The following is a 20,273-nucleotide window of genomic DNA, read 5'->3' on the forward strand; positions in this document are numbered from 1 at the left end:
GGTGGAAGTCTCGCAACCCGGGGATCTTAGCGCAGCCTGCGGCATTGGCCACAGGGGCGGTTGGCGGTACAGACAAGGAGTGATGAGTGCGCAGGTCCTATCTTCTACACGGGTTGTACAGCCTGGCCCTGACCCTGTTGGGCGCGCTGGCGGTGTATCTGGCCTTGCAATACGAGTTCCGCCGCAAGGGTGAAGGGGAGCCGGAGCTGGTCATGGCGTTCGCCTACATGGCCTGGTACTGGGCCCTGCCGGCACTGGCCCTGCCGGGCCTGGGCTGCGCACTGCTGGCCTGGCGCGGGCCCGACCCGGTGACCCAGCTGTGGCGCTGGAGCCTGGCGGCCAGCTATGTGCCGTTGCTGGGGCTGGCCTTGTTCAGCGTGCTGGTGGCCATCGAGGCGCTGCTGGAAAATCGCCTGTTTATCCTGGTGATGCTGATCGGCCTCGGGCTTTCGATGTACCTGTGGCGCGGCTTTCCGGCGCCGGGCTCAGGCCGGCGGCTGGCGCCGCAACAGGCCGCGCAGGGCGATCAGCGTCGGTAGGCCCAGGCCCAGCCAGCTCAGGCTGTCCCAGACGCCGTCCCCCAGCAGCGCGGCGAACAACCCGGCGGCGCAGAGCAGGCCAAGCGCCAGGGGCGCGCCGAAGACCTTCCAGAAACTCGCTTGCCGCGGCTTCATCGGCGTCCCTCCCGGGTCGGCTTGCCGGCCCGGCGGCGGACGGTCCACAGGTACAGGCCACTGCCCAGGACAATCATGGTCAGCACATCCAGCGCCGCCCACAGCAGCTTCATCGGCAGACCGCCGTAGTCACCGAAATGCAGCGGCTGGGACATGCCCATAGCGTCCATGTACCAGGGCCGTTCGCCGACGGCGGTGACCTGCAGGCTGCTGGCGTCGATCAGCACCGGGGTCAGCAGGTGCGAGGTCAGGTGGCTGCCGCCCTTGAGGAACACCGCGTAGTGGTGCTCGCTGGAAAAGCGCGTGCCGGGGAAGGCGATGAAGTCCGGTTGCATGCCCGGGGCGGCTTCCCGGGCGATCTCCAGCAGGCGGCTGGCGGGAGCCAGCGAGGTCAGCGGCGGGGCGTCGCGGTAGGGCGCGACCATGGCGCTGAGGCTGTCGTTGCGCCAGGCGGCGATGATCAGGTCGGCGCAGGCGCTGATGACCCCGGTCACCCCCACCACCAGGGCCCAGGTCAGGGTGACCACGCCAATCAGGTTGTGCAGGTCGAGCCAGCGCAGGCGGCTGGACTTGTCCTGGCGCACCGTGGCGAACTTCAGGCGGCGCATGAACGGCAGGTAGAGCACCGTGCCGGAGACGATCGCCAGCACAAACAGCAGGCCCATGAAGGCCAGCAGCAGCTTGCCCGGCAGCCCGGCGAACAGGTCCACGTGCAGGCGCAGCATGACCATCATCAACCCGCCATTGGCCGAGGGCATGGCCACGGCCTCGCCGGTGCGGGCGTCGAGCATGAAGGTGTGGGAGGCGTTGGGTTCGGTGCCGGCGGTCTTGGCCATGATCGCCATCACACCGTTGGGTTCGTCCTCGTCCCAGCCGAAGTACTGCATGACCTCACCGGGGCGATGGGCCTCGGCGGCCTTGACCAGCTGTTGCAGGTCCAGGTGCGGGGTGTCGGCGGGCATCTCCCGCAGTTCGGGTGCATCCCCCAGCAGGTGGTCGATCTCGTGGTGGAAGATCAGCGGCAGGCCGGTGAGCGCCAGCATCAGCAGAAACACCGTGCAGATCAGGCTGCTCCAGGTGTGGATAAAGGACCAGCGGCGGATGGTCGTGCTTTTCATTGCTTAGCCTTCAGACACGGCCCGGCCGTCCTTGGCGGACGGCCGGGTGGTTAACTCAACCGATTACCATTGATAGGTGGCGCTGGCGACCACGCTGCGTTGATCGCCGAAATAGCAGTAGGAGCCATCGCAGGTGGACAGGTAATCCTTGTCGAACAGGTTGGTGGCGTTGAGTTTCAGCGACGCCCCTTTGAGGCTGTTGTCCAGGCGGCCGAGGTCGTAATGCACGGCGGCATCGAACACCGTGTAGGCGTCGGCCTTGCCCAGCCAGGTGTTGGCTTGGTCGCCATAGGTATTGCCGGTGTAGCGGGCGCCCGCACCGATGCCGAAACCATCGAGTACACCGGAATGCCAGGTGTAGTCGGTCCACAGGGAGGCTTGCTGGTTTGGCATCAGTTGCAAGCGGTTGCCCTTGTAGATGCCTTTTTGCACCTCGGACTTGGCCAGGGTGTACGCGGCGATGACCTTGAGGTTGTCGGTTACGTCAGACACCGCCTCCAGTTCCAGGCCTTTGACCTTCACTTCGCCGGTCTGGTTGGTGATCGATTCGCCACCGGCGCCGATGCTGGTCACCAGGACATTTTTCTGTGTCAGGTCGTAGACCGCCGCACTCAGCAGCGTGTTCGAACCTGGTGGCTGATATTTGACCCCCAGCTCCCATTGTTTGCCTTCCGTGGGTTTATACGATTCGGTCGGTGAAACGCTGGCGTTGCTCGCTGGCTGGAACGATTCGGCGTAGGAGATGTACGGCACAACACCCGAGTCGAACACATAGCTCAGCGCCGCATTGCCACTGAAGTTCTTGCTGCGATCAGTGTTGGTCACGTCTTTCTTGTTGAGGTAGGTGGTGCCTTGGTGCACCCAGTCCTCACGGCCACCCAGGGTCAGGCGCCAGTTGTCCAGGGCCATCTGGTCCTGGACGTAGAGGCCGGTCTGGATGGTTTTCTGGTCGTAGTCGTAATAAGCCCCGGCGCGCGCCGGGCGTACGATCGGCTGGTCATAGACCGGATTGAAGATGTTGGTTTTGCCCCCATCGCCATAGATCGACAGGTATGAAGTGCTGGTGCGCTGGTGATCCAGGCCGATGAGCACCGTGTGGTCGATGTCACCGGTGGCGAAGTTGGCCTGGAAGTTGTTGTCGACCGCGAACTGGCCGATGTCTTCGTCGACGTTGGTCGAGGTACGGCTGATGTTGCCCGCGGCATCCGCCGGGGAGTAGGCGTAGGAACCCACAGTCAACTGTTGGAAGGACAACTCCGACTTGGTGTAGCGCAGGTTCTGGCGAAACTGCCAGACATCGTTGAAACGGTGCTCGAAGGCGTAGCCCAGGGCGTAGTAGGTGCGGTCGTAGAACTCGTAGTCCGGGTCACCCAGGTTCTTGTGATGGGAAACGTCGCCCAGTGGCGACTTGATCTTGGTGCCCTGGATCGGCATGAACTGGCTGGTGGCACCCGTATCGTCACGGGTGAACTGCGTGAGCAGGGTCAGCTTGGTATCGGTATCGATGTTCCAGGTCAGACTGGGGGCGATGTTGTAACGCTTGTTGTCGATGTGGTCGACCTGGGTGCCGGCATCGCGCACGACGCCACTGAGCCCATAGAGGAACTGGCCTTCATCGTCGATCTTGCCGGTGCTGGCGAAGTTGATCTGGCGGTAGTTGTCACTGCCGTACTGAATCTGGACAGCATGGCTGGTGTCAGCGCTTGGGCGCCGGCTGACCATATCCAGCAGGCCGCCCGGCGGGGTCTGGCCATACACCGAGGACGCCGGGCCACGTAGCAGGGCCAGGCGGTCGAGGTTCCAGGTTTCCGCTTTCGGGTTGGCATATACGCCGCGTGGCAGGGGCAGCCCGTCGAGAAATTGTGTGGGTTCAAAGCCGCGTACACGCATCCAGTCATAGCGGGTGTCGCTGCCATAGCTGGCAGAAACAATCCCGGGCATGTAGCGCACGGCATCGTCCAGATTCTGAACGTTGCGGTCTTCCATCTGTTGGCGGGTAGCGACGGAAATCGAGCGCGGAGCTTCAACCAGCGAGGTATCGGTCTTGGTGCCGGCGGCGGTACGTGTGGCGAGGTAACCGTCGACCGGGCCCCAGGCGCTCTCGCCAGCTTGCTGGCCGGTGATATTGGTTTGCGGCAAGGCCACCACGCCTTCCGGTGTCGCCACCAGGCTGTAGGTGCCGGCGCTGCTGTGCTCCAGTTGCAGGCCGGTGCCACGCAGGGCCTCACGCAGGGCGCCCGGTGCATCGAACTGGCCCTTGACCGGGGCCGAGGTCTTGCCCGCCGCCAGGGACGGATTCAGGCTCAGGGCCAGGCCGGCCTGGCTGGCGATCTGGTTCAGGGTGCTGGCCAGCGGTGCGGCCGGCAGGTTATAGGCGCGCACGCTGGTGGACTGTTCGGCAGCCATCAGCGCCGGGCTGGCCAAGGGGGCGCAGAGGGCGATGGCAACGGCCAAGAGACTGGGGCGCAACAGGGTGTCTAGCGGGCGGGACATACGGCGGCTCCTGAATGGAAATGTTTCGCAATTGCCTAGGTGCCGGACGAGATTGGAAAAGTGATAGGGCGGATTGAAAATAATTTAGATTCAGACTGATTGAGGGTAATGCGCCGGCAAGCCAGCTCCTACGGGATCGGTGCAGGAGCCAGCTTGCTGGCGACGGCTGCTACACCGACCTCAGCGCCTGGCGTCGGCCTTGGCCGTCACGGTCACCCACCAGTCGGTGTGCCGTTCGATCTGCACCGGCAGGGTCGGCAGCAGGGCATTGAGTGCGAGGTCGGTGTCCTGCAGCGGAAAGCTGCCAGTAATGCGCAGGTCGGCCAGTTCCGGTGCGACACTCAGGTGACCACGGCGATAACGACCCAGTTCGGCGATCAGGTCGCCGAGCCGGGCGTTGTCCACCACCAGCATGCCCCGGGTCCAGGCGTCGGCCCCCAGGTTCAGGGCCTGCAGCGGGCCGAGGCCATCGCGGCGCATCAGCACTTGCTGGCCTTCCTTGAACACTTGCTCGTCCTGACCGGCTTGCGGCCGCGCCGCCACCGCCGATTGCAGCACCCCGAGGCGGGTGCCCTGGTCCTCGCGCTTGACCAGGAACCGCGTGCCCAGGGCGCGCATACGGCCGTCACGGGTTTCGACGATGAACGGCCGGCTGTCGTTGTGCCCGGTCTCGATCAGGATCTCGCCTTCCTGAAGCACGATCCGCCGCTGCTTCTCGTCGAAGCGCACATCCAGCGCACTGTGGGTATTGAGGTTGATCACCGTACCGTCGGCCAGGCGCAGGGTGCGCTGCTCGCCGGTGGCGGTGCGCTGGTCGGCCAGCCAGTAATCCACCGGCAGGTAACGCTCCCCGGCAAACAGCGCCAGGGCGCCGAACAGCACGATGCTGGCGACCCCGCGACCCAGCTTGCGCACCCGCCGGCGCAAGCCTTCGCGCGATTGCAGCAAGGCGTTGCGCGCCGGCCCCGAGGCGACACCAAAGCGCTGGTCGAGCATGCCCAGCTGGCGCCAGGCGCGGGCGTGTTCTTCATGGGCGGCGTGCCACTTGGCAAACTCTTCGCGCTCCACCGCGCTGGCGCCGCCATCCAGCGACAGTTGCCAGGCGATGGCGGCATCCAGCACCCGGGCCGATACCGGCTTGGAACTCATGGGGGTCATAGCGGCTCCCCGTACAGGGCGATGTAGCACTGGCGGATGCCCTGGGCCAGGTACTGGCGCACCCTTGGCACCGAGACCCCCAGGCGTTCGGCGATCTCGGCGTGGCTCAGGCCGTCGAGGCGGTTATAGAGGAAGGCCATGCGCGCCTTGCTGGAGAGCTTGCCCAGTAGGCGGTCGATGGCCTTGAGGTCTTCGAGGATCATCTGCTGTTCTTCGGGCGACGGTTGTTCGCCTTCGGGGATCAGCATCAGTTCGCTGAGGTAAGCCTGTTCCAGTGCGGCGCGCCGGAAATAGTCGAACAGCAGGCCCTTGGCGATGGCCACCAGAAACGCCCGGGGCTCCCGGGGCGCCTTGAGTTCGTCGCGGCCCAGCAGGCGCACGAAGGTGTCCTGGCTCAGGTCCTCGGCCCGCTGGCTGCAGGCCACGTTGCGCCGCAACCAGGCCAGGAGCCAGCCGCGATGGTCGCGATACAACGCACCAACCAGCTCATTGCGAGGGCTTTGGACTGACGACAACGGAACTCACCAATCGAGAAGTTTAAACTAACGAGAATTATTCGCGATTGTGGCAGAGGCGAAACAGTGGCGCAATTGACGCTGGTCGGCTGCCTTGTGGCTGAAGAGGACGGGTGCCCAAGACAAGGAACCAGTTTCGTCGAGGAAACTGGCTCCCGTTGGCGTGCGCAGCACGCCCAAGGCGTTGTATCTGTTAGATCCAGGACTCAGGTTCTACGGCCGCGGCGCGGCCGAGCGCGAGCAAGCTCCTTCGCCATGGTGTGGTGGATCAGAACGAAGGGGCCTGCTGCCGGCGTTTCCACTGGCCCAGGCGCTGTTGCAGGTTCAGCGGGCTGTGGATCTGCTGCTGGCGGGCGCGGTTGAACAGGATCAGCGCCAGCTCCGCGGTGGCCAGGGCATCGGCCGCCGCGTTATGGCGCTCCACCACTTGCAGGTTGAACCAGCGCACCCAGTCGTCCAGCCCGGCTTCGCGGATCTGGGCCTGGGGGCACAGCAGCGGCGCCATGTCCGCCACATCGAGGAAGCTGTGTTGCAGGCGGTAACCCAGGCTGTCCTTTAGCGCCCGGCCGAGCATGTGCTGGTCGAACGGGGCGTGAAAGGCCAGCAGCGGGCTGTCGCCGACGAACTCCATGAAATCCAGCAGGGCCTCCACCGGATCACAGCCGGCGGCGATGGCGCTGGGCCCCAGGCCGTGGATCAGCACGCTGGGGCTGAGCTTGTGGCCCTCGCGTTGCAGGGTGCGCTCGAACTGCTGGCTGAAGTCGATGGCACCGTCCTCGATCACCACCGCGCCGATGGACAGCACCTGGTCGCGGTTGAGGTTGAGGCCGGTGGTTTCCACGTCCACCACTACCCAGCGCTGTTCGCGCAGGCTGCCGTCACCCAGTTCGGTAAAGGCGGGCAGGCGGTCGCGCCGTTGTTGTTGCTCGGCGGTCAGGACGCTGACTGCGGGGCGGAACCAGGCAAACAGGCTCATAGCTGGTACCGCAAGGCCAGGCTGCTTTGCAGGCGCTGGGCCTGGCGCAGGGATTCACGCAGGATGCGCCGGTCCAGGTGGTTCAGGCTGTCCGGGTCGACCCGGTTGGAATAGGGCTGGTTCTCCCGGGTCTGGCGCTGGTGCTGCTGCATGCGGGTCTGCTGGATGAAGTGATAGGCCTCTTCATAGGCGGCGCCGTCCAGGGGCTCGATCACTTGTTTGGACACCAGCTGGCGCAGGCGCTCCAGGGTATTGATCGCACCGATGCCGTGGGCCAGGGCCAGCAGCCGGGCACCGTCGACGAAGGGGGTGAGGCCCTGGACCTTGAGGTCCAGGGTGGCCTTTTCACCGTTCTTGCGGGCCAGGACGAACTCGCGAAAACGCCCCACGGGCGGGCGCTGGCGCAGGGCGTTTTCCGCCATCATGCGTTGGAACAGACGGTTGTCCCCCACCTGGTCGAGGATGCCCCGACGCAGTTGTTCGGCGCTCTGTTCATCGCCCCAGACCACCCGCAGATCGAAATAGATGCTCGAACCCAGCAGGTTTTCCGGGGTGGCCTCACGGATGAAGGCTGCGAAGCGCCGGGCCCATTCAGCACGGGACAGGCACAGCTCGGGGTTGCCGGCCATGATGTTGCCCTTGCACAGGGTGAAACCGCACATGGCCAGGCTCTGGTTGATCTGCTGGGCGATGGGTAGCAGCTTGCCGCGGATTTCTGCCGCGTGGGCCGCGTCCCGGGCCTCGAACAGGATGCCGTTGTCCTGGTCGGTGTGCAGGGTCTGTTCGCGTCGGCCTTCACTGCCAAAGCACAGCCAGCTGAAAGGCACGCCGGGGTCGCCCTTGTCGGCCAGGGTCAGTTCGATAACCCGGCACACGGTGTGATCGTTGAGCAGGGTGATGATGTGGGTGATCTGGGTCGAGGAGGCGCCGTGGGCCAGCATGCGCTCCACCAACTGGCCGATCTCGCCCCGCAGCGCCACCAGGTGTTCGACCCGGGGCGCGTTGCGGATGGTCCGTGCCAGGTGCACCAGGTCGACCCGCTGCAGGGAAAACAGATCCCGCTCGGAAACCACGCCGCACAGACGCTGTTCTTTCACCAGGCAGACGTGGGCGATATGCCGCTCGGTCATGGCGATGGCGGCGTCGAAGGCGCTGTGGTCCGGGCTGAGGAAGAACGGCGCCTGGGTCATGTGCTGTTCGATGGGCTGGTTGAGGTCCTGGGTGCCGTCGGCCACCACCTGGCGCAGGTCGCGCAGGGTGAAGATCCCCAACGGGGCCTTGCGTTCGTCCACCACCACGATGCTGCCGACCTGCTGCTCATGCATCAGCGCCACGGCTTCGCGCAGCGGCGTCTGCGGTGAACAGGCCACCGGATGACGCATGGCCAGCTCGCCCAGGCGGGTGTTCAGGGAATACTGGGTGCCGAGGGTTTCCACGGCTTTCTGTTTGACTTGCTGGTTGACCTGGTCCAGCAGGCTGCTGACGCCACGCAGGGCGAAGTCGCGAAACTCCGCGGACAGGGCGAACAGCTTGATGAACGCCCCCTTGTTCAGTTGCAGGCAGAACGTATCTTCGGCGGCGCGATGCTCGGTGCGGGTCGCGCGCTCGCCCAGCAGCGCGGCCAGGGGGAAACACTCGCCGGAAGTGATTTCGAAGGTGGTCTCGGTGCTGCCCTTGGCGGCGTGTGTGCGCTCGCCTACCACGCGGCCCTGCTTGACGATATAGAAGTGCTCAACCGGGCCGTCGGCCGGCTTGATGATGCTGTCGCCGGGGCCGTAGAAGCGCAGTTGGCATTGTTCTACCAGGTAGGCCAGATGCAGTTGCTCCATCTGGTTGAACGGCGGGAACCGCTGCAGGAACTGCACGGTCCCCTGGATGTTCTGCAACACCGCGGTCTTCCCGGCCTGGGTGAAGGCGTCCGCTTTACTCATAACGATTACCGCAGTCTTTTTGGATTTGTTGTGGTCGGATCACGGCATGGTCGGCTGCAACGTCTGGGGTGCCCATTGGACGTAAGTCTAGGTAGCGCCCTGGGGGCCGGACATTTGGCTTTGAAGCGTCGGCAATCAATGCGAAAAAGCTCTGATCAAGACTCTTGGCAATTTTTCCGACGAAGTGCACATTGGAAGCCTGCTTAGCGATGTCTGACCACTGTGCTAGGGGATTGATCTGTTCATGTAGAGAAATGTATGCCCGACCACGATATTTTAAGTGACGCCGAGCGCGAGGCCCTGAGTGCGGTCATGCTGGAACCGGATCTGCCGCCCCAGCGGGTGCTGATCGCCGATGATGACAAGGATGCACGGGAGCTGCTTGCGGAGATCCTTGGCCTGGATGGCATCCGTTGCATCACGGCGGCCAGTGGCAAGGCTGCACTTGAGTTGCTGGAATCGAATAAGTCCATCGGCCTGCTGATCACCGATCTGCGCATGGCGCCCTGCAATGGCCTGGACCTGATCCGCCAGGTGCGTGAGTCGGAGCGGGCGGCGCTGCCGATCATCATCATTTCCGGCGACGCCGATGTCCGCGACGCCATCGCCGCCATGCACCTGAGCGTGGTGGATTTCCTGCTCAAGCCCATCGACACCACCCAGCTGCTGGCCCTGGTCAAGCATGAGCTGGGCGTGGTGCTCTAGCCTTCCCTTGCCACACAGGCGAAAAAAAGCCCCGGCCTTGCGACCGGGGCTTTTTCGTTACTGCGGGTTGCGCGGGCTTACAGACCGTTCTTGGCCTTGAACTCGCGACGCCGGCGGTGCAGGACCGGCTCGGTGTAGCCGTTTGGCTGCTTGGTGCCTTCGATCACCAGTTCCAGAGCGGCCTGGAAGGCGATGTTGCTGTCGAAGTCCGGTGCCAGCGGGCGGTACAGCGGGTCGCTGGCGTTCTGCCGGTCCACCACTGGCGCCATGCGCTTGAGGCTTTCCAGCACCTGCTCCTGGGTGACCACGCCGTGGCGCAGCCAGTTGGCGATGTGCTGGCTGGAGATGCGCAGGGTGGCACGGTCTTCCATCAGGCCGACGTCATTTATGTCCGGCACCTTCGAGCAGCCCACGCCCTGGTCGATCCAGCGCACCACGTAACCGAGAATGCCCTGGGCGTTGTTGTCCAGTTCGTTCTTGATCTGCTCCGGCGTCCAGCTCGGGTTGACCGCCAGCGGGATGGTCAGGATGTCATCCACCGAAGCGCGGGCACGCTTGGCCAGCTCGGCCTGACGGGCGAACACGTCGACCTTGTGGTAGTGCAGCACGTGCAGCGCGGCGGCGGTCGGCGACGGTACCCAGGCGGTGTTGGCACCGGCCAGCGGGTGGGCGATTTTCTGTTCGAGCATGGCGGCCATCAGGTCCGGCATGGCCCACATGCCTTTGCCGATCTGCGCGCGGCCTTGCAGGCCGGTGGACAGGCCGATGTCGACGTTCCAGTTCTCGTAGGCGCCGATCCATTTCTCGGCCTTCATGTCGGCCTTGCGCACCATGGCGCCGGCTTCCATGGAGGTGTGGATCTCGTCGCCGGTACGGTCGAGGAAGCCGGTGTTGATGAACACCACACGCTCGCTGGCCGCCTTGATGCAGGCCTTGAGGTTGACCGTGGTGCGGCGCTCCTCGTCCATGATCCCGACTTTCAGGGTGTTGCGCGGCAGGTTCAGCACCTCTTCGATGCGGCCGAACAGTTCGTTGGTGAAAGCCGCTTCTTCAGGGCCGTGCATCTTCGGCTTGACGATGTACACCGAGCCGGTGCGGCTGTTCTTGCGCGAGGTGTTGCCGTTGAGGTTGTGGATCGCCGCGAGGCTGGTGACCAGGCCGTCGAGGATGCCTTCCGGCACTTCGTTGCCATCCTTGTCGAGGATCGCATCGATGGTCATCAGGTGGCCGACGTTGCGCACGAACAGCAGCGAACGGCCGTGCAGTTTCACCGGCTCGCCGTTGACGCCGGTGTATTCGCGGTCGGCGTTCATGGTACGGGTGAAGGACTTGCCGCCCTTGGAAACTTCTTCCGCCAGGTCGCCCTTCATCAGGCCGAGCCAGTTGCGGTAGATCACCACCTTGTCGTCGGCATCCACTGCGGCGACCGAGTCTTCGCAGTCCATGATGGTGGTCAGGGCCGCTTCCATCAGCAGGTCCTTGACCCCGGCGGCGTCGGTCTGGCCGACCGGGCTGGCGGCGTCGATCTGGATCTCGAAGTGCAGGCCGTTGTGCTTGAGCAGGATCGCGGTAGGGGCCGCAGCGTCGCCCTGGTAGCCGATCAGTTGCGCGTCATCGCGCAGGCCGCTGTTGCTGCCGCCCTTGAGGCCGACTACCAGCTTGCCGCCGACGATCTTGTAGCTCACCGAGTCCACGTGGGAGCCGGCAGTCAGCGGCGCGGACTCATCGAGGAAGGCGCGGGCGAAGGCGATGACCTTGTCGCCGCGGACCTTGTTGTAGCCTTTGCCTTTTTCCGCACCATCGGCTTCGCTGATGGCATCGGTGCCGTACAGGGCGTCGTACAGCGAGCCCCAGCGAGCGTTGGAAGCGTTGAGGGCGAAGCGCGCATTCATTACCGGCACCACCAGCTGCGGGCCGGCCATGTGGGCGATCTCTTCATCGACGTTTTGCGTCGTGGCCTGGAAATCCGCCGCTTCTGGCAGCAGGTAACCGATGTCTTGCAAGAAGGCTTTATAAGCCACAGCGTCGTGCGCCTGGCCGGCACGGGACTGGTGCCAGGCATCGATACGTGCCTGGAAGTCATCGCGTTTGGCGAGTAGGGCTTTGTTCTTCGGCGCCAGGTCGTGAATGACCTTGTCTGCACCGGCCCAGAACGAGTCGGCGGTGAGGCCGGTACCGGGAATGGCTTCGTTGTTCACGAAGTCGAACAGGACTCTGGCGACCTGCAGGCCACCGACTTGAACGTGCTCAGTCATTGCTTGCCTCACTCTGCTCAGCTATTTCGCTTTTCAGCTCTTCAAATTAACAATGAAGCCGGCGGCCATTTAAAGCACAACCCTGTTCTCCAGTACATGCCATCGCTGGCGGCTGGGTCCTTCCAATCAACGGCGGAGCCTTGCTGACGGGCTGTTGCGGGGGTTGCGATCAGGCCTTGGCGGACATCGTTCCAACGTTATGTAGTGCGCGCTGCGGCATACTACATGATGAACTGCGGTTGTGAAAATTAGACTAAAAGCGTCGTTCCGCGACTTTAAAGTGCAGTGCGGTCACGCAGGGGAATGCGATGTTCTCAAAAAACCGGTGGATTGTTCCATATAAATACAAAAAGTTGTACACGATTTGTGTTTTGCCTTGCTCACCCGCCTAGGAGCCGGCTTGCCGGTGAATGGGCCTTCGGGGTTTGCGCCGGCCTTGCGGGCGCATTCGCTGGCAAGCCAGCTCCTGCACAAGCTGCTGCTACATGGGCTGGAAAGCGCGGGGAATGAGGCTGCCTATACTGGATCTTTCATTGCTCAAAGAGGGCTGCGCCATGGACCATCTCGTTCTCACGGTATTCGCCCCGGACAAGGCCGGCCAGGTCGAGCGCATTGCCCAGTGCATCGCCGAGCATGGCGGCAACTGGCTGGAAAGCCGCCTGTCACGCATGGCCGGGCAGTTCGCCGGGATCCTGCGGGTGGCTGTGCCCGCCGAAGCCTACGATGAACTGGTGGATGCCCTGCAAGGCTTGTCGGCCCAGGGCATTCGCGTGTTGATCGCCGAAAGCGGCGTAGAGCAGTCCTGCACCTGGAAACCCATCGCCATGGAACTGGTGGGTAACGACCGCCCGGGAATCGTGCGCGACATCACCCGGCTGCTGGCCGAGCAGGGGGTCAACCTGGAGCGCTTGGTGACCGAGGTGCGCCCAGCGCCCATGAGCAGCGAACCGCTGTTCCACGCCGAGGCGATCCTTGCGGTGCCCCTGACCCTGTCCCTGGAAGTGCTGCAGGCGCGCCTGGAAACCCTGGCGGACGACTTGATGGTGGAGTTGGTCCTGCGCAGCGAGCCCTGAGCCTTGTGAGGGTTATCCCAGTAAACCGTGCATGTGCCTGTGGATAACCTGTAGAGACCCGGCCCTGGCCCAGAGCCAGCGTGGCGTTGCGCCAGTTGATCAAAAAACCAGCAGTTTCAAGGGCTTGTGCACAAAGGGCGGGGATCAGGTTGTGGATAACCTTGGGAAGAACCGCTGCAAGCCACGAAAAACGTGGCCTGCAGGGCTTTGTACGTTTATTGATCAGCGACGCCCGCGCAGGCTGAGCCAGGCATCCACGCTGTATACCGCCAGGCCGGCCCAGATAAACATGAAGGCCAGCAGAGTGCTGGAGGACAGGTGCTCGTCGAACAGCAGCACGGCCTGCAGCAGCACCAGGGTGGGAGCCAGGTACTGGAGGAAACCCAGGGTGGTGTAGGGCAGGTCCCGCGCGGCAGCGTTGAAGCACACCAGAGGCACCAGGGTCACCGGGCCGGCGGCCACCAGCCACCAGGCCTGGGAACTGCTCCAGAACTCGGCATGGGCACTGCTGGCATCGGGGTGCAGCAGCAGCCAACCCAGAGCGATGGGCACCAGCATCCAGGTTTCCACCACCAGGCCGGGCAGGGCCTTGACCGGCGCCTGCTTGCGGATCAGCCCGTAGAAGCCGAAGCTCAGCGCCAGCATCAGCGAGACCCAGGGCAGGCTGCCTACCTGCCACACTTGCTGGGCCACGCCCACCGCCGCCAGGATCACCGCCAGCCACTGCATGCGCCGCAGGCGTTCGCCAAGAATCAGCATGCCCAGCAGCACGTTGACCAGAGGGTTGATGTAGTAGCCCAGGCTGGCTTCGAGCATGCGCCCGTTGTTTACCGACCAGACGTAGGTCAGCCAGTTGGCGGCGATCAGGGTGCCGCTCAGGGCCAGGATCGCCAGGCGCCTGGGGTTGTCCCGCAGTTCGCGCCACCAGCCGGGGTGCTTCCACACCATCAGCAGCAGGGCGCCGAACAGTGCCGACCAGAGCACCCGGTGGATGATGATCTCGACCGCGGGAACGCTGGCGATAGCTTTGAAATAGAGCGGGAACAGACCCCAGATGATGTAGGCGGTCAGACCCAGGATGTACCCGCGGCGCGGGTTGGCGGCTTGCATGCAGAATCCTTGCTTAGGCAGCTAACAAAGCCGCAATTGTAAGGACAATTGTCTAGACCTGTCCTGACTTTTACCCCGCCGCCCACTGTGGGCACCGGCTTGCCGACGAGGGCAATCTCTCGGGCCCTTTCGCTGGCAAGCCAGCTCCTACGGCTGGCGCCCTTGTGTGGGTACCGGCCTGCCGGCGAAGGTGGTTTCTCGGGCCCTTTCGCTGGCAAGCCAGCTCCTACGGCTGGCGCCCTTGTGTGGGTACCGGCCTGCCGGCGAAGGCGGTTTCTCGGGCCCTTTCGCTGGCAAGCCAGCTCCTACGGCTGGCGCCCTTGTGTGGGTACCGGCTTGTCGGCGAAGGCGATTTCTCGGGTCCCCTTCGCTGGCAAGCCGGCTTCTACGGTTGGGTCAGAACAGCTTGAGGGGTTCTTCGTTGAGGGCCGCCAGCTGTTCGCGCAAGGCCAGCACCTGATCGCCCCAATAACGTTCGCTGCCGAACCAGGGGAAACTGTGGGGGAACGCCGGGTCGTCCCAGCGCCGTGCCAGCCAGGCGCTGTAGTGCATCAGGCGCAAGGCTCGCAGTGGTTCGATCAGGGCCAGCTCCCGCGGGTCGAAATCATGGAACTCGCTGTAGCCATCCATCAACTCGGACAACTGGCCCAGGCATTCCTGGCGGTCGCCGGCGAGCATCATCCACAGGTCCTGCACCGCTGGGCCCATGCGACAGTCATCCAGGTCGACGATATGGAACATCTCGTCGCGGCACATCATGTTGCCGGGGTGGCAGTCGCCGTGCATCCGGATGTTCTGGTGTGGCGTGGCCTGGTACACCTCTTCCACCCGCTTGAGCAGGTCTCGGGCCACCGACTCGTAGGCCGGCAGCAGGCTCTTGGGGATGAAGTTGCCCTGCAGCAGGGTGGCCAGGGAATCGTGACCGAAGTTCTTCACCCCCAGGGCTTCGCGGTGTTCGAACGGGCGGGTGGCACCCACCGCGTGGAGGCGGCCCAGCAACTGGCCGAGACGGTAGAGCTGGTCCAGGTTGCCTGGCTCCGGGGCGCGGCCGCCGCGGCGCGGGAACAGGGCGAATCGAAAGCCCGCGTGTTCGAACAGGCTGGCACCATCGTGAATGATCGGCGCCACCACCGGCACGTCGCATTCGGCCAGTTCGAAGGTGAAGCGGTGTTCTTCCAGGATCGCTTCGTTGGTCCAGCGCTGGGGCCGGTAGAACTTGGCGATCAGTGGCTCACTTTCGTCGATGCCGACTTGATAGACGCGATTTTCGTAGCTGTTGAGCGCCAGCACGCGGGCGTCGCTGAGAAAGCCGATGCTTTCAACGGCGTCCAGGACCAGATCGGGGGTCAGTGTTTCAAACGGGTGCGACATGCTTACTCCTGCGCGCAGCAGGCTGCCGCGTCCGGCCAAGCATGGTAACGCAGACGGGGAGCCAGCGGGGGAGGGTTTGCCGGTGGTTCGCCGCGGGCCGGGCTCGCCGGCGAGCCGGCTCCTACGCAAGGAGGAGCCGGTGGGCACGGCGCGAGGGTCAGGCGCCGATGACGCCGCCGTCTTCCCGGGTGATGGCCATGACCGAGGAGCGTGGCTTGCCGTTGGGCAGGTGTTCGGGGAAGGTCGAACCGCCGTTTTCCCCAGGGTGCTGGATACCCACGAACAGGGTCTTCTGGTCCGGGGCGAAGGCGATGCCGGTGACTTCACAACCCACCGGCCCGACCATGAAACGGCGGATCTCACCGCTGTCCGGGTCGGCGCAGAGCATCTGGTTGTTGCCCATGCCGGCGAAGTCGCCGCTGTTGCTGTAGTCGCCGTCGGTGAGGATCCACAGGCGCCCGGCCTTGTCGAAACCCAGCCCGTCGGGGCTGTTGAACATGTTCTGCGGGGTGACGTTGGACGACCCACCCTTGGGTTGGCCGGCGTGCACGCCCGGGTTGCCGGCCACTACGAACAGGTCCCAGGAAAAACTCATGGCGCCATGATCGTCGCCACCGGTGCGCCAGCGCAGGATCTGCCCGTAGACGTTCTTCTCCCGTGGGTTGGGGCCGCCCACCGGCTGGCCGTCCTCGCCACGCTTGGAGTTGTTGGTCAGGGTGCAATAGACCTGACCGTCCTTGGGGCTGACCACTATCCATTCCGGGCGGTCCATGCGCGTGGCCTGGACCACGCTGGCGGCCAGGCGAGCCTGGATCAGCACCTGGGCCTGGTCGGCGAAGCCGCTGCTGGCGTCGATGCCATTCTTGCCGTGGGTCAGCTCGATCCACTGGCCCTGGCCCTTGGGGTGGTCGGGGTTGCCATCGCCGGCATCGAAGCGCGCCACGTACAGGGTGCCGTGGTCCAGCAGGTCGCGGTTGGCCTTGGGGTTGCGGTGGTTGATCTTGTCGCGGCTGATGAACTTGTAGATGAATTCGCCACGCTCGTCGTCGCCCATGTAGACCACGGCGCGGCCGTCGCGGGTTTCGGCCAGGGCGGCGTTCTCGTGCTTGAAGCGACCCAGGGCGGTGCGCTTGACTGGGGTCGATTGCGGGTCGAACGGATCGATCTCCACCACCCAGCCGTGACGGTTGAGTTCGTTGGGGTTCTTCGCCAGGTCGAACCGCGGATCGTGCAGGTGCCAGTTGATCTCCTTGCTGGCCACCACGGCGCCGTAGCGCTTCTGCGCGGCGTCGAATTTCTGCTCGGCGTTGCTGCTGCCGAAGCAGTCGGTGAAGTTCTCTTCGCAGGTCAGGTAGGTGCCCCATGGGGTCTTGCCGTTGGCACAGTTCTGGAAAGTGCCCAGGACTTTCTTGCCCTTGGGGTCTGCGCTGGTCTTGAGCAGATCGTGACCGGCGGCGGGGCCACTCAGGCGGATCGGCGTGTTGCCGTGGATCCGCCGGTTGTAGCGCGAGCCCTGGACGAACTGCCACTGGCCATTCTTGCGTTGCACTTCAATGACCGACACGCCTTCGCTGGCCTGGGCCTTGCGCACGTCTTCGGCAGATTGCGGCAAGCCGCCATGGGGGTAGAGGTAGCGGTAGTTGGTGTATTCGTTGTTGATGGCCATCAGCGCGCGGTGGCGGTCGTCCGGGAAGGCGAACAGGCTCATGCCGTCGTTGTTGTCGCCAAACTGCACTTCCTGGGCCCGGGCGGTGCCATTGCCGCTGGGGTCGAAGGCCGGGCCGTTCTTGGCCAGGGGCTGGCCCCAACTGATCAGTACCGAGGACTTGTAGCCAGGTGGCAAGGTGATGCTGTCGCTGGTGGCGGCAGGGATGCCGGTAAAGCCCAGCAACTGGCTGGTGCCGGCGCTGACGCTGGCGGCCAGGGCGCTGCGGCTCAACAGGTTGCCGCCCAGGAACAGCGCTGCACCGCACAGGGCGCCGGCACCGATGAAACCGCGGCGGCTGAGGCCGACCATCTGTTCCAGGTCGGTGGGTTGGTCGTCTTCTAGTAACAGGCTCATATCAGGCTCCCTGCAGGTTTTTGCAGCCACCTTAATGAGCCCCCATGACGAATATGTTGCAGTGAAATGGCGGTGGAGCCTTGGTCAGAGCGGGGTTCCGATCAGCACGTGGGACGGTGAGAACTGCACCTGGATGGTCGAGGATTCCTTCAACTCCAGGGTCTTGAGCAGCAACGGCTCGGCCAGGGCGCACAACGTCTGACCATTGGGCAGGGCGATTCGCACCTCGCAGGGGCCGTCCTCGGCGTCGAGAATCTGCTCGATGGTGCCCCTCAGGCAATTGTGTCCAGTTGTTACTTGGGCGCCAGCGGCTTGTACGTCCAGCCAGCCAGCCTTGATCAGTGCCACCACTTCGGTCCCCGGCAGCAGTTCCAGACGCAGGGTGCTGTCGTGGGTGATCTGCGCCTGAAGTTGCAGGCCTTCGGGCAGCTCCAGAACGATCAGGTCATTGCAGCCCTGGGTTTCGATAGCCCGGACCTTGCCATGCAACTGATTGCGCGCGCTGGTGCGCAGCATCAGGCGGCTGAGCAAGTCGAGGTCGCTGGTGTCTTCCGCCGCTTCCAGTACCTGGGCCTGCAGAGCTTGCAGGCGCTGGTAAAGACGCAGCACCCGTTCGCCCTCGGCGGACAGCTTGGCGCCGCCGCCGCCCTTGCCGCCGACGCTGCGCTCCACCAGCGGGCTCTGGGCCAGGTTGTTCAGTTCGTCGATGGCATCCCAGGCGGCCTTGTAGCTCAGGCCGGCGCTTTTTGCCGCGCGGGTGATGGAACCTTGTTCGGCGATGTGTTGCAGCAAGGCAATGCGTTGCGGGCGGCGGGCGATGTGCTGGGTCAACAGAGTGGGCAAGGACATGGCGGGGGGCTTTGAACACTGGAGGTGGGCTGGGAGTTTGCGGCTTGGGCGACAAGAGTCAAGTCAGTCGCCGGTGCCGGGGCTTGGGGTCCTGGCCAGGCAGTAGATATCCACCCGACGGGCACCGGCGTTGATCAGCAAACGGGCCAGGGCCTGGGCGGTGGCGCCGGTGGTCAGGACATCGTCCACCAGGGCCAGGTGTCGTCCTGCAACCTGGGCCTGATCTGTAAGGGCGAAGGCCTGGCGCAGGTTGCGCTGGCGGGCCCGGGCATCCAGGCCCTGTTGGGCGGGGGTGTCTTGGGTGCGCAGGAGGAGCTTGGGTTGCACCATCAATTGCAACGAAGCGCCCAGCCACTGGGCCAGCATGCCTGCCTGATTGAAGCCGCGCTGGCGCAGCCGCCTGCGGGACAGTGGCACCGGCAGCAGGCAATCAGGCCGTGGCAGGCCTTCATCGAAGCGATAGTGGAGGAACTGGCCGAGAAGTTCGGCCATCAGCCGGCCAAAAGGCCATTTTTCATGGTGCTTGAAACGGCTGATCAGGCTGTCCACCGGGAAATCGTAGCGCCAGGGTGCGATCACCCGCTGAAACGCCGGCGGTTCTTGCAGGCACTGGCCACAGGTGAGGCCAGGCGCAGGCAGGGGCAGGGCGCAGACTGAGCACTGGGCGCCGAGCCAGGGCAATTCGTCCAGGCAGGGAGCACACAGGGCCAGGGCCGAATCGCTGGGTTCGTCACACAATAAACATGTCTGATTGTTTTTTAACCAGATGTAAACCGGTACTTTGTATCTGGGTTGACAGTGCATGGCTCTTCCTTAAATATGCCGAACATCCGTGTCGCGGCTGTGGGCTTTCCTGTCCTGCGCCGCTTGCCAAGCATAATCAAGGAATTGCCCATGAGCGCCAGCACCACCGCCACCCTGCGTCATGACTGGACTTTGGCTGAAGTCAAAGCCTTGTTCGTCCAGCCCTTCAATGACTTGCTGTTCCAGGCGCAGACGGTGCACCGCGCGCATTTCGACGCCAATCGGGTCCAGGTTTCCACGCTGCTGTCGATCAAGACCGGCGCCTGCCCGGAAGATTGCAAATATTGTCCGCAGTCCGGTCACTACAACACCGGCTTGGAAAAGGAAAAGCTCCTTGAAGTGCAGAAGGTCCTGGAAGAGGCCGCCCGGGCCAAGGCCATCGGTTCTACCCGATTCTGCATGGGCGCGGCCTGGAAGCACCCTTCGGCCAAGGACATGCCCTATGTGCTGGAAATGGTCAAAGGCGTGAAGGCCATGGGCCTGGAAACCTGCATGACCCTGGGCCGTCTCGATCAGGACCAGACCGAGGCGCTGGCCAAGGCCGGCCTGGACTACTACAACCACAACCTCGATACCTCGCCGGAGTTCTACGGCAACATCATCACCACGCGCACCTACAGTGAGCGCCTGCAGACCCTGGCCTATGTGCGCGACGCGGGCATGAAGATCTGCTCCGGCGGCATTCTCGGCATGGGCGAATCCCTGGATGACCGCGCCGGGCTGCTGATCCAGCTGGCCAACCTGCCGGAGCATCCCGAATCGGTGCCGATCAACATGCTGGTGAAAGTCGCCGGCACGCCGTTGGAAAATGCCGAGGAAGTGGACCCCTTCGACTTTATCCGCATGCTCGCGGTGGCGCGGATTCTCATGCCGCAATCCCATGTGCGGTTATCGGCCGGCCGTGAGGCGATGAACGAGCAGATGCAGGCCCTGGCGTTCTTCGCCGGCGCCAACTCGATTTTCTACGGCGACAAGTTGCTGACCACCGCCAACCCGCAGGCCGACAAGGACATGCAGTTGTTCGCGCGCCTGGGCATCCAGCCCGAAGCCCGCGAAGAACACGCCGACGAGGTGCACCAGGCCGCCATCGAACAGGCCCTGGTGGAGCAGAAAAGCAGCGAGCAGTTCTACAACGCCGCCGTCTGACCTTCTGCCGTAGGAGCCGGTTTGCCGGCGAAT

Annotated in this window: 17 protein-coding genes; 4 read left to right on the forward strand and 13 right to left on the reverse strand. The window is 64.1% G+C overall.

Annotation, left to right across the window (positions count from 1 at the left end):
- Nucleotides 1–86: 86 nt before the first annotated feature.
- Complete coding sequence (locus KCG88_RS19515; RefSeq protein WP_047289619.1) at nt 87–539, forward strand: hypothetical protein; 453 nt, start codon at nt 87–89, stop codon at nt 537–539.
- On the opposite strand, the gene KCG88_RS19520 is transcribed toward KCG88_RS19515, so the two are convergent.
- From KCG88_RS19520 to KCG88_RS19550, 7 genes are all read right to left on the reverse strand, one after another.
- Complete coding sequence (locus KCG88_RS19520) at nt 486–674, reverse strand: hypothetical protein (RefSeq protein WP_047306394.1); 189 nt, start codon at nt 672–674, stop codon at nt 486–488. The two genes, KCG88_RS19515 and KCG88_RS19520, sit on opposite strands and share 54 nt — an antisense overlap.
- Complete coding sequence (locus KCG88_RS19525) at nt 671–1,792, reverse strand: PepSY-associated TM helix domain-containing protein (RefSeq protein ID WP_210712915.1); 1,122 nt, start codon at nt 1,790–1,792, stop codon at nt 671–673. Before KCG88_RS19525 ends, KCG88_RS19520 begins: the two co-directional genes overlap by 4 nt.
- A 63-nt stretch (nt 1,793–1,855) precedes the next feature.
- Nucleotides 1,856–4,285, reverse strand: a complete 2,430-nt coding sequence (locus KCG88_RS19530; RefSeq protein WP_210712916.1) for a TonB-dependent siderophore receptor — start codon at nt 4,283–4,285, stop codon at nt 1,856–1,858.
- Nucleotides 4,286–4,465: 180 nt separating this feature from the next.
- On the reverse strand, nt 4,466–5,443 hold the full coding sequence (locus tag KCG88_RS19535) for a FecR family protein (RefSeq protein ID WP_210712917.1): 978 nt from the start codon (nt 5,441–5,443) through the stop codon (nt 4,466–4,468).
- Nucleotides 5,440–5,958, reverse strand: a complete 519-nt coding sequence (locus tag KCG88_RS19540) for an RNA polymerase sigma factor (protein WP_047337986.1) — start codon at nt 5,956–5,958, stop codon at nt 5,440–5,442. Before KCG88_RS19540 ends, KCG88_RS19535 begins: the two co-directional genes overlap by 4 nt.
- A 268-nt stretch (nt 5,959–6,226) precedes the next feature.
- Nucleotides 6,227–6,934, reverse strand: coding sequence for a 3'-5' exonuclease (locus KCG88_RS19545; protein ID WP_047289613.1), 708 nt, complete (start codon nt 6,932–6,934; stop codon nt 6,227–6,229).
- A complete protein-coding gene (locus KCG88_RS19550; RefSeq protein WP_246882743.1) occupies nt 6,931–8,865 on the reverse strand; it encodes a putative nucleotidyltransferase substrate binding domain-containing protein in 1,935 nt (644 codons plus the stop codon). Before KCG88_RS19550 ends, KCG88_RS19545 begins: the two co-directional genes overlap by 4 nt.
- Before the next feature lie 258 nt (nt 8,866–9,123).
- Between KCG88_RS19550 and KCG88_RS19555 the strand changes: the two genes are divergently transcribed.
- The gene (locus KCG88_RS19555; protein ID WP_047289611.1) at nt 9,124–9,570 is read left to right on the forward strand and encodes a response regulator; all 447 of its coding nucleotides are present in this window, start codon (nt 9,124–9,126) and stop codon (nt 9,568–9,570) included.
- A 77-nt stretch (nt 9,571–9,647) separates the two neighbouring features.
- On the opposite strand, the gene KCG88_RS19560 is transcribed toward KCG88_RS19555, so the two are convergent.
- The gene (locus tag KCG88_RS19560; RefSeq protein WP_047289610.1) at nt 9,648–11,825 is read right to left on the reverse strand and encodes a malate synthase G; all 2,178 of its coding nucleotides are present in this window, start codon (nt 11,823–11,825) and stop codon (nt 9,648–9,650) included.
- Nucleotides 11,826–12,379: 554 nt separating this feature from the next.
- Here KCG88_RS19560 and KCG88_RS19565 point away from each other — a divergent pair.
- A complete protein-coding gene (locus tag KCG88_RS19565) occupies nt 12,380–12,898 on the forward strand; it encodes a glycine cleavage system protein R (protein WP_011063874.1) in 519 nt (172 codons plus the stop codon).
- A gap of 222 nt (nt 12,899–13,120) precedes the next feature.
- Here KCG88_RS19565 and rarD read toward each other — a convergent pair whose 3' ends face one another.
- The 5 genes from rarD to KCG88_RS19590 form a co-directional block, all read right to left on the reverse strand.
- Nucleotides 13,121–14,008, reverse strand: a complete 888-nt coding sequence (gene rarD, locus KCG88_RS19570; RefSeq protein ID WP_011063873.1) for an EamA family transporter RarD — start codon at nt 14,006–14,008, stop codon at nt 13,121–13,123.
- Between the two features lie 396 nt (nt 14,009–14,404).
- Nucleotides 14,405–15,379, reverse strand: a complete 975-nt coding sequence (locus KCG88_RS19575; RefSeq protein ID WP_011063872.1) for a serine/threonine protein kinase — start codon at nt 15,377–15,379, stop codon at nt 14,405–14,407.
- Nucleotides 15,380–15,536: 157 nt separating this feature from the next.
- Entirely contained in the window at nt 15,537–17,441 is a 1,905-nt protein-coding gene (locus KCG88_RS19580) for a PhoX family phosphatase (RefSeq protein ID WP_210712918.1), read from the reverse strand.
- An 84-nt stretch (nt 17,442–17,525) separates the two neighbouring features.
- Nucleotides 17,526–18,290 (reverse strand): TOBE domain-containing protein, encoded by a 765-nt coding sequence (locus tag KCG88_RS19585; protein WP_210712919.1) that lies wholly within the window; start codon nt 18,288–18,290, stop codon nt 17,526–17,528.
- 63 nt (nt 18,291–18,353) lie between these two features.
- Nucleotides 18,354–19,094 carry a ComF family protein gene (locus KCG88_RS19590; protein WP_210712920.1) on the reverse strand — a complete coding sequence of 247 codons (741 nt, stop codon included), beginning with the start codon at nt 19,092–19,094 and terminating at the stop codon, nt 18,354–18,356.
- 90 nt (nt 19,095–19,184) lie between these two features.
- On the opposite strand from KCG88_RS19590, the gene bioB reads away from it, so the two are divergent.
- The gene (gene bioB, locus KCG88_RS19595; RefSeq protein WP_011063868.1) at nt 19,185–20,240 is read left to right on the forward strand and encodes a biotin synthase BioB; all 1,056 of its coding nucleotides are present in this window, start codon (nt 19,185–19,187) and stop codon (nt 20,238–20,240) included.
- The last annotated feature ends 33 nt before the right edge of the window (nt 20,241–20,273 follow it).

This window comes from Pseudomonas sp. MWU349, from assembly GCF_017947325.1.
Taxonomy (GTDB): Bacteria; Pseudomonadota; Gammaproteobacteria; order Pseudomonadales; family Pseudomonadaceae; genus Aquipseudomonas; species Aquipseudomonas protegens.

Excerpts from the sequence above, each read along its gene's own strand:
- KCG88_RS19520 (WP_047306394.1), bottom strand. The coding sequence starts at position 674 with ATGAAGCCGCGGCAAGCGAGTTTCTGGAAGGTCTTCGGCGCGCCCCTG.
- KCG88_RS19525 (WP_210712915.1), bottom strand. The coding sequence starts at position 1,792 with ATGAAAAGCACGACCATCCGCCGCTGGTCCTTTATCCACACCTGGAGC.
- KCG88_RS19530 (WP_210712916.1), bottom strand. The coding sequence starts at position 4,285 with ATGTCCCGCCCGCTAGACACCCTGTTGCGCCCCAGTCTCTTGGCCGTT.
- KCG88_RS19535 (WP_210712917.1), bottom strand. The coding sequence starts at position 5,443 with ATGACCCCCATGAGTTCCAAGCCGGTATCGGCCCGGGTGCTGGATGCC.
- KCG88_RS19545 (WP_047289613.1), bottom strand. The coding sequence starts at position 6,934 with ATGAGCCTGTTTGCCTGGTTCCGCCCCGCAGTCAGCGTCCTGACCGCC.
- KCG88_RS19550 (WP_246882743.1), bottom strand. The coding sequence starts at position 8,865 with ATGAGTAAAGCGGACGCCTTCACCCAGGCCGGGAAGACCGCGGTGTTG.
- KCG88_RS19555 (WP_047289611.1), top strand. The coding sequence starts at position 9,124 with ATGCCCGACCACGATATTTTAAGTGACGCCGAGCGCGAGGCCCTGAGT.
- KCG88_RS19560 (WP_047289610.1), bottom strand. The coding sequence starts at position 11,825 with ATGACTGAGCACGTTCAAGTCGGTGGCCTGCAGGTCGCCAGAGTCCTG.
- KCG88_RS19565 (WP_011063874.1), top strand. The coding sequence starts at position 12,380 with ATGGACCATCTCGTTCTCACGGTATTCGCCCCGGACAAGGCCGGCCAG.
- rarD (WP_011063873.1), bottom strand. The coding sequence starts at position 14,008 with ATGCAAGCCGCCAACCCGCGCCGCGGGTACATCCTGGGTCTGACCGCC.
- KCG88_RS19575 (WP_011063872.1), bottom strand. The coding sequence starts at position 15,379 with ATGTCGCACCCGTTTGAAACACTGACCCCCGATCTGGTCCTGGACGCC.
- KCG88_RS19580 (WP_210712918.1), bottom strand. The coding sequence starts at position 17,441 with ATGAGCCTGTTACTAGAAGACGACCAACCCACCGACCTGGAACAGATG.
- KCG88_RS19585 (WP_210712919.1), bottom strand. The coding sequence starts at position 18,290 with ATGTCCTTGCCCACTCTGTTGACCCAGCACATCGCCCGCCGCCCGCAA.
- KCG88_RS19590 (WP_210712920.1), bottom strand. The coding sequence starts at position 19,094 with ATGCACTGTCAACCCAGATACAAAGTACCGGTTTACATCTGGTTAAAA.
- bioB (WP_011063868.1), top strand. The coding sequence starts at position 19,185 with ATGAGCGCCAGCACCACCGCCACCCTGCGTCATGACTGGACTTTGGCT.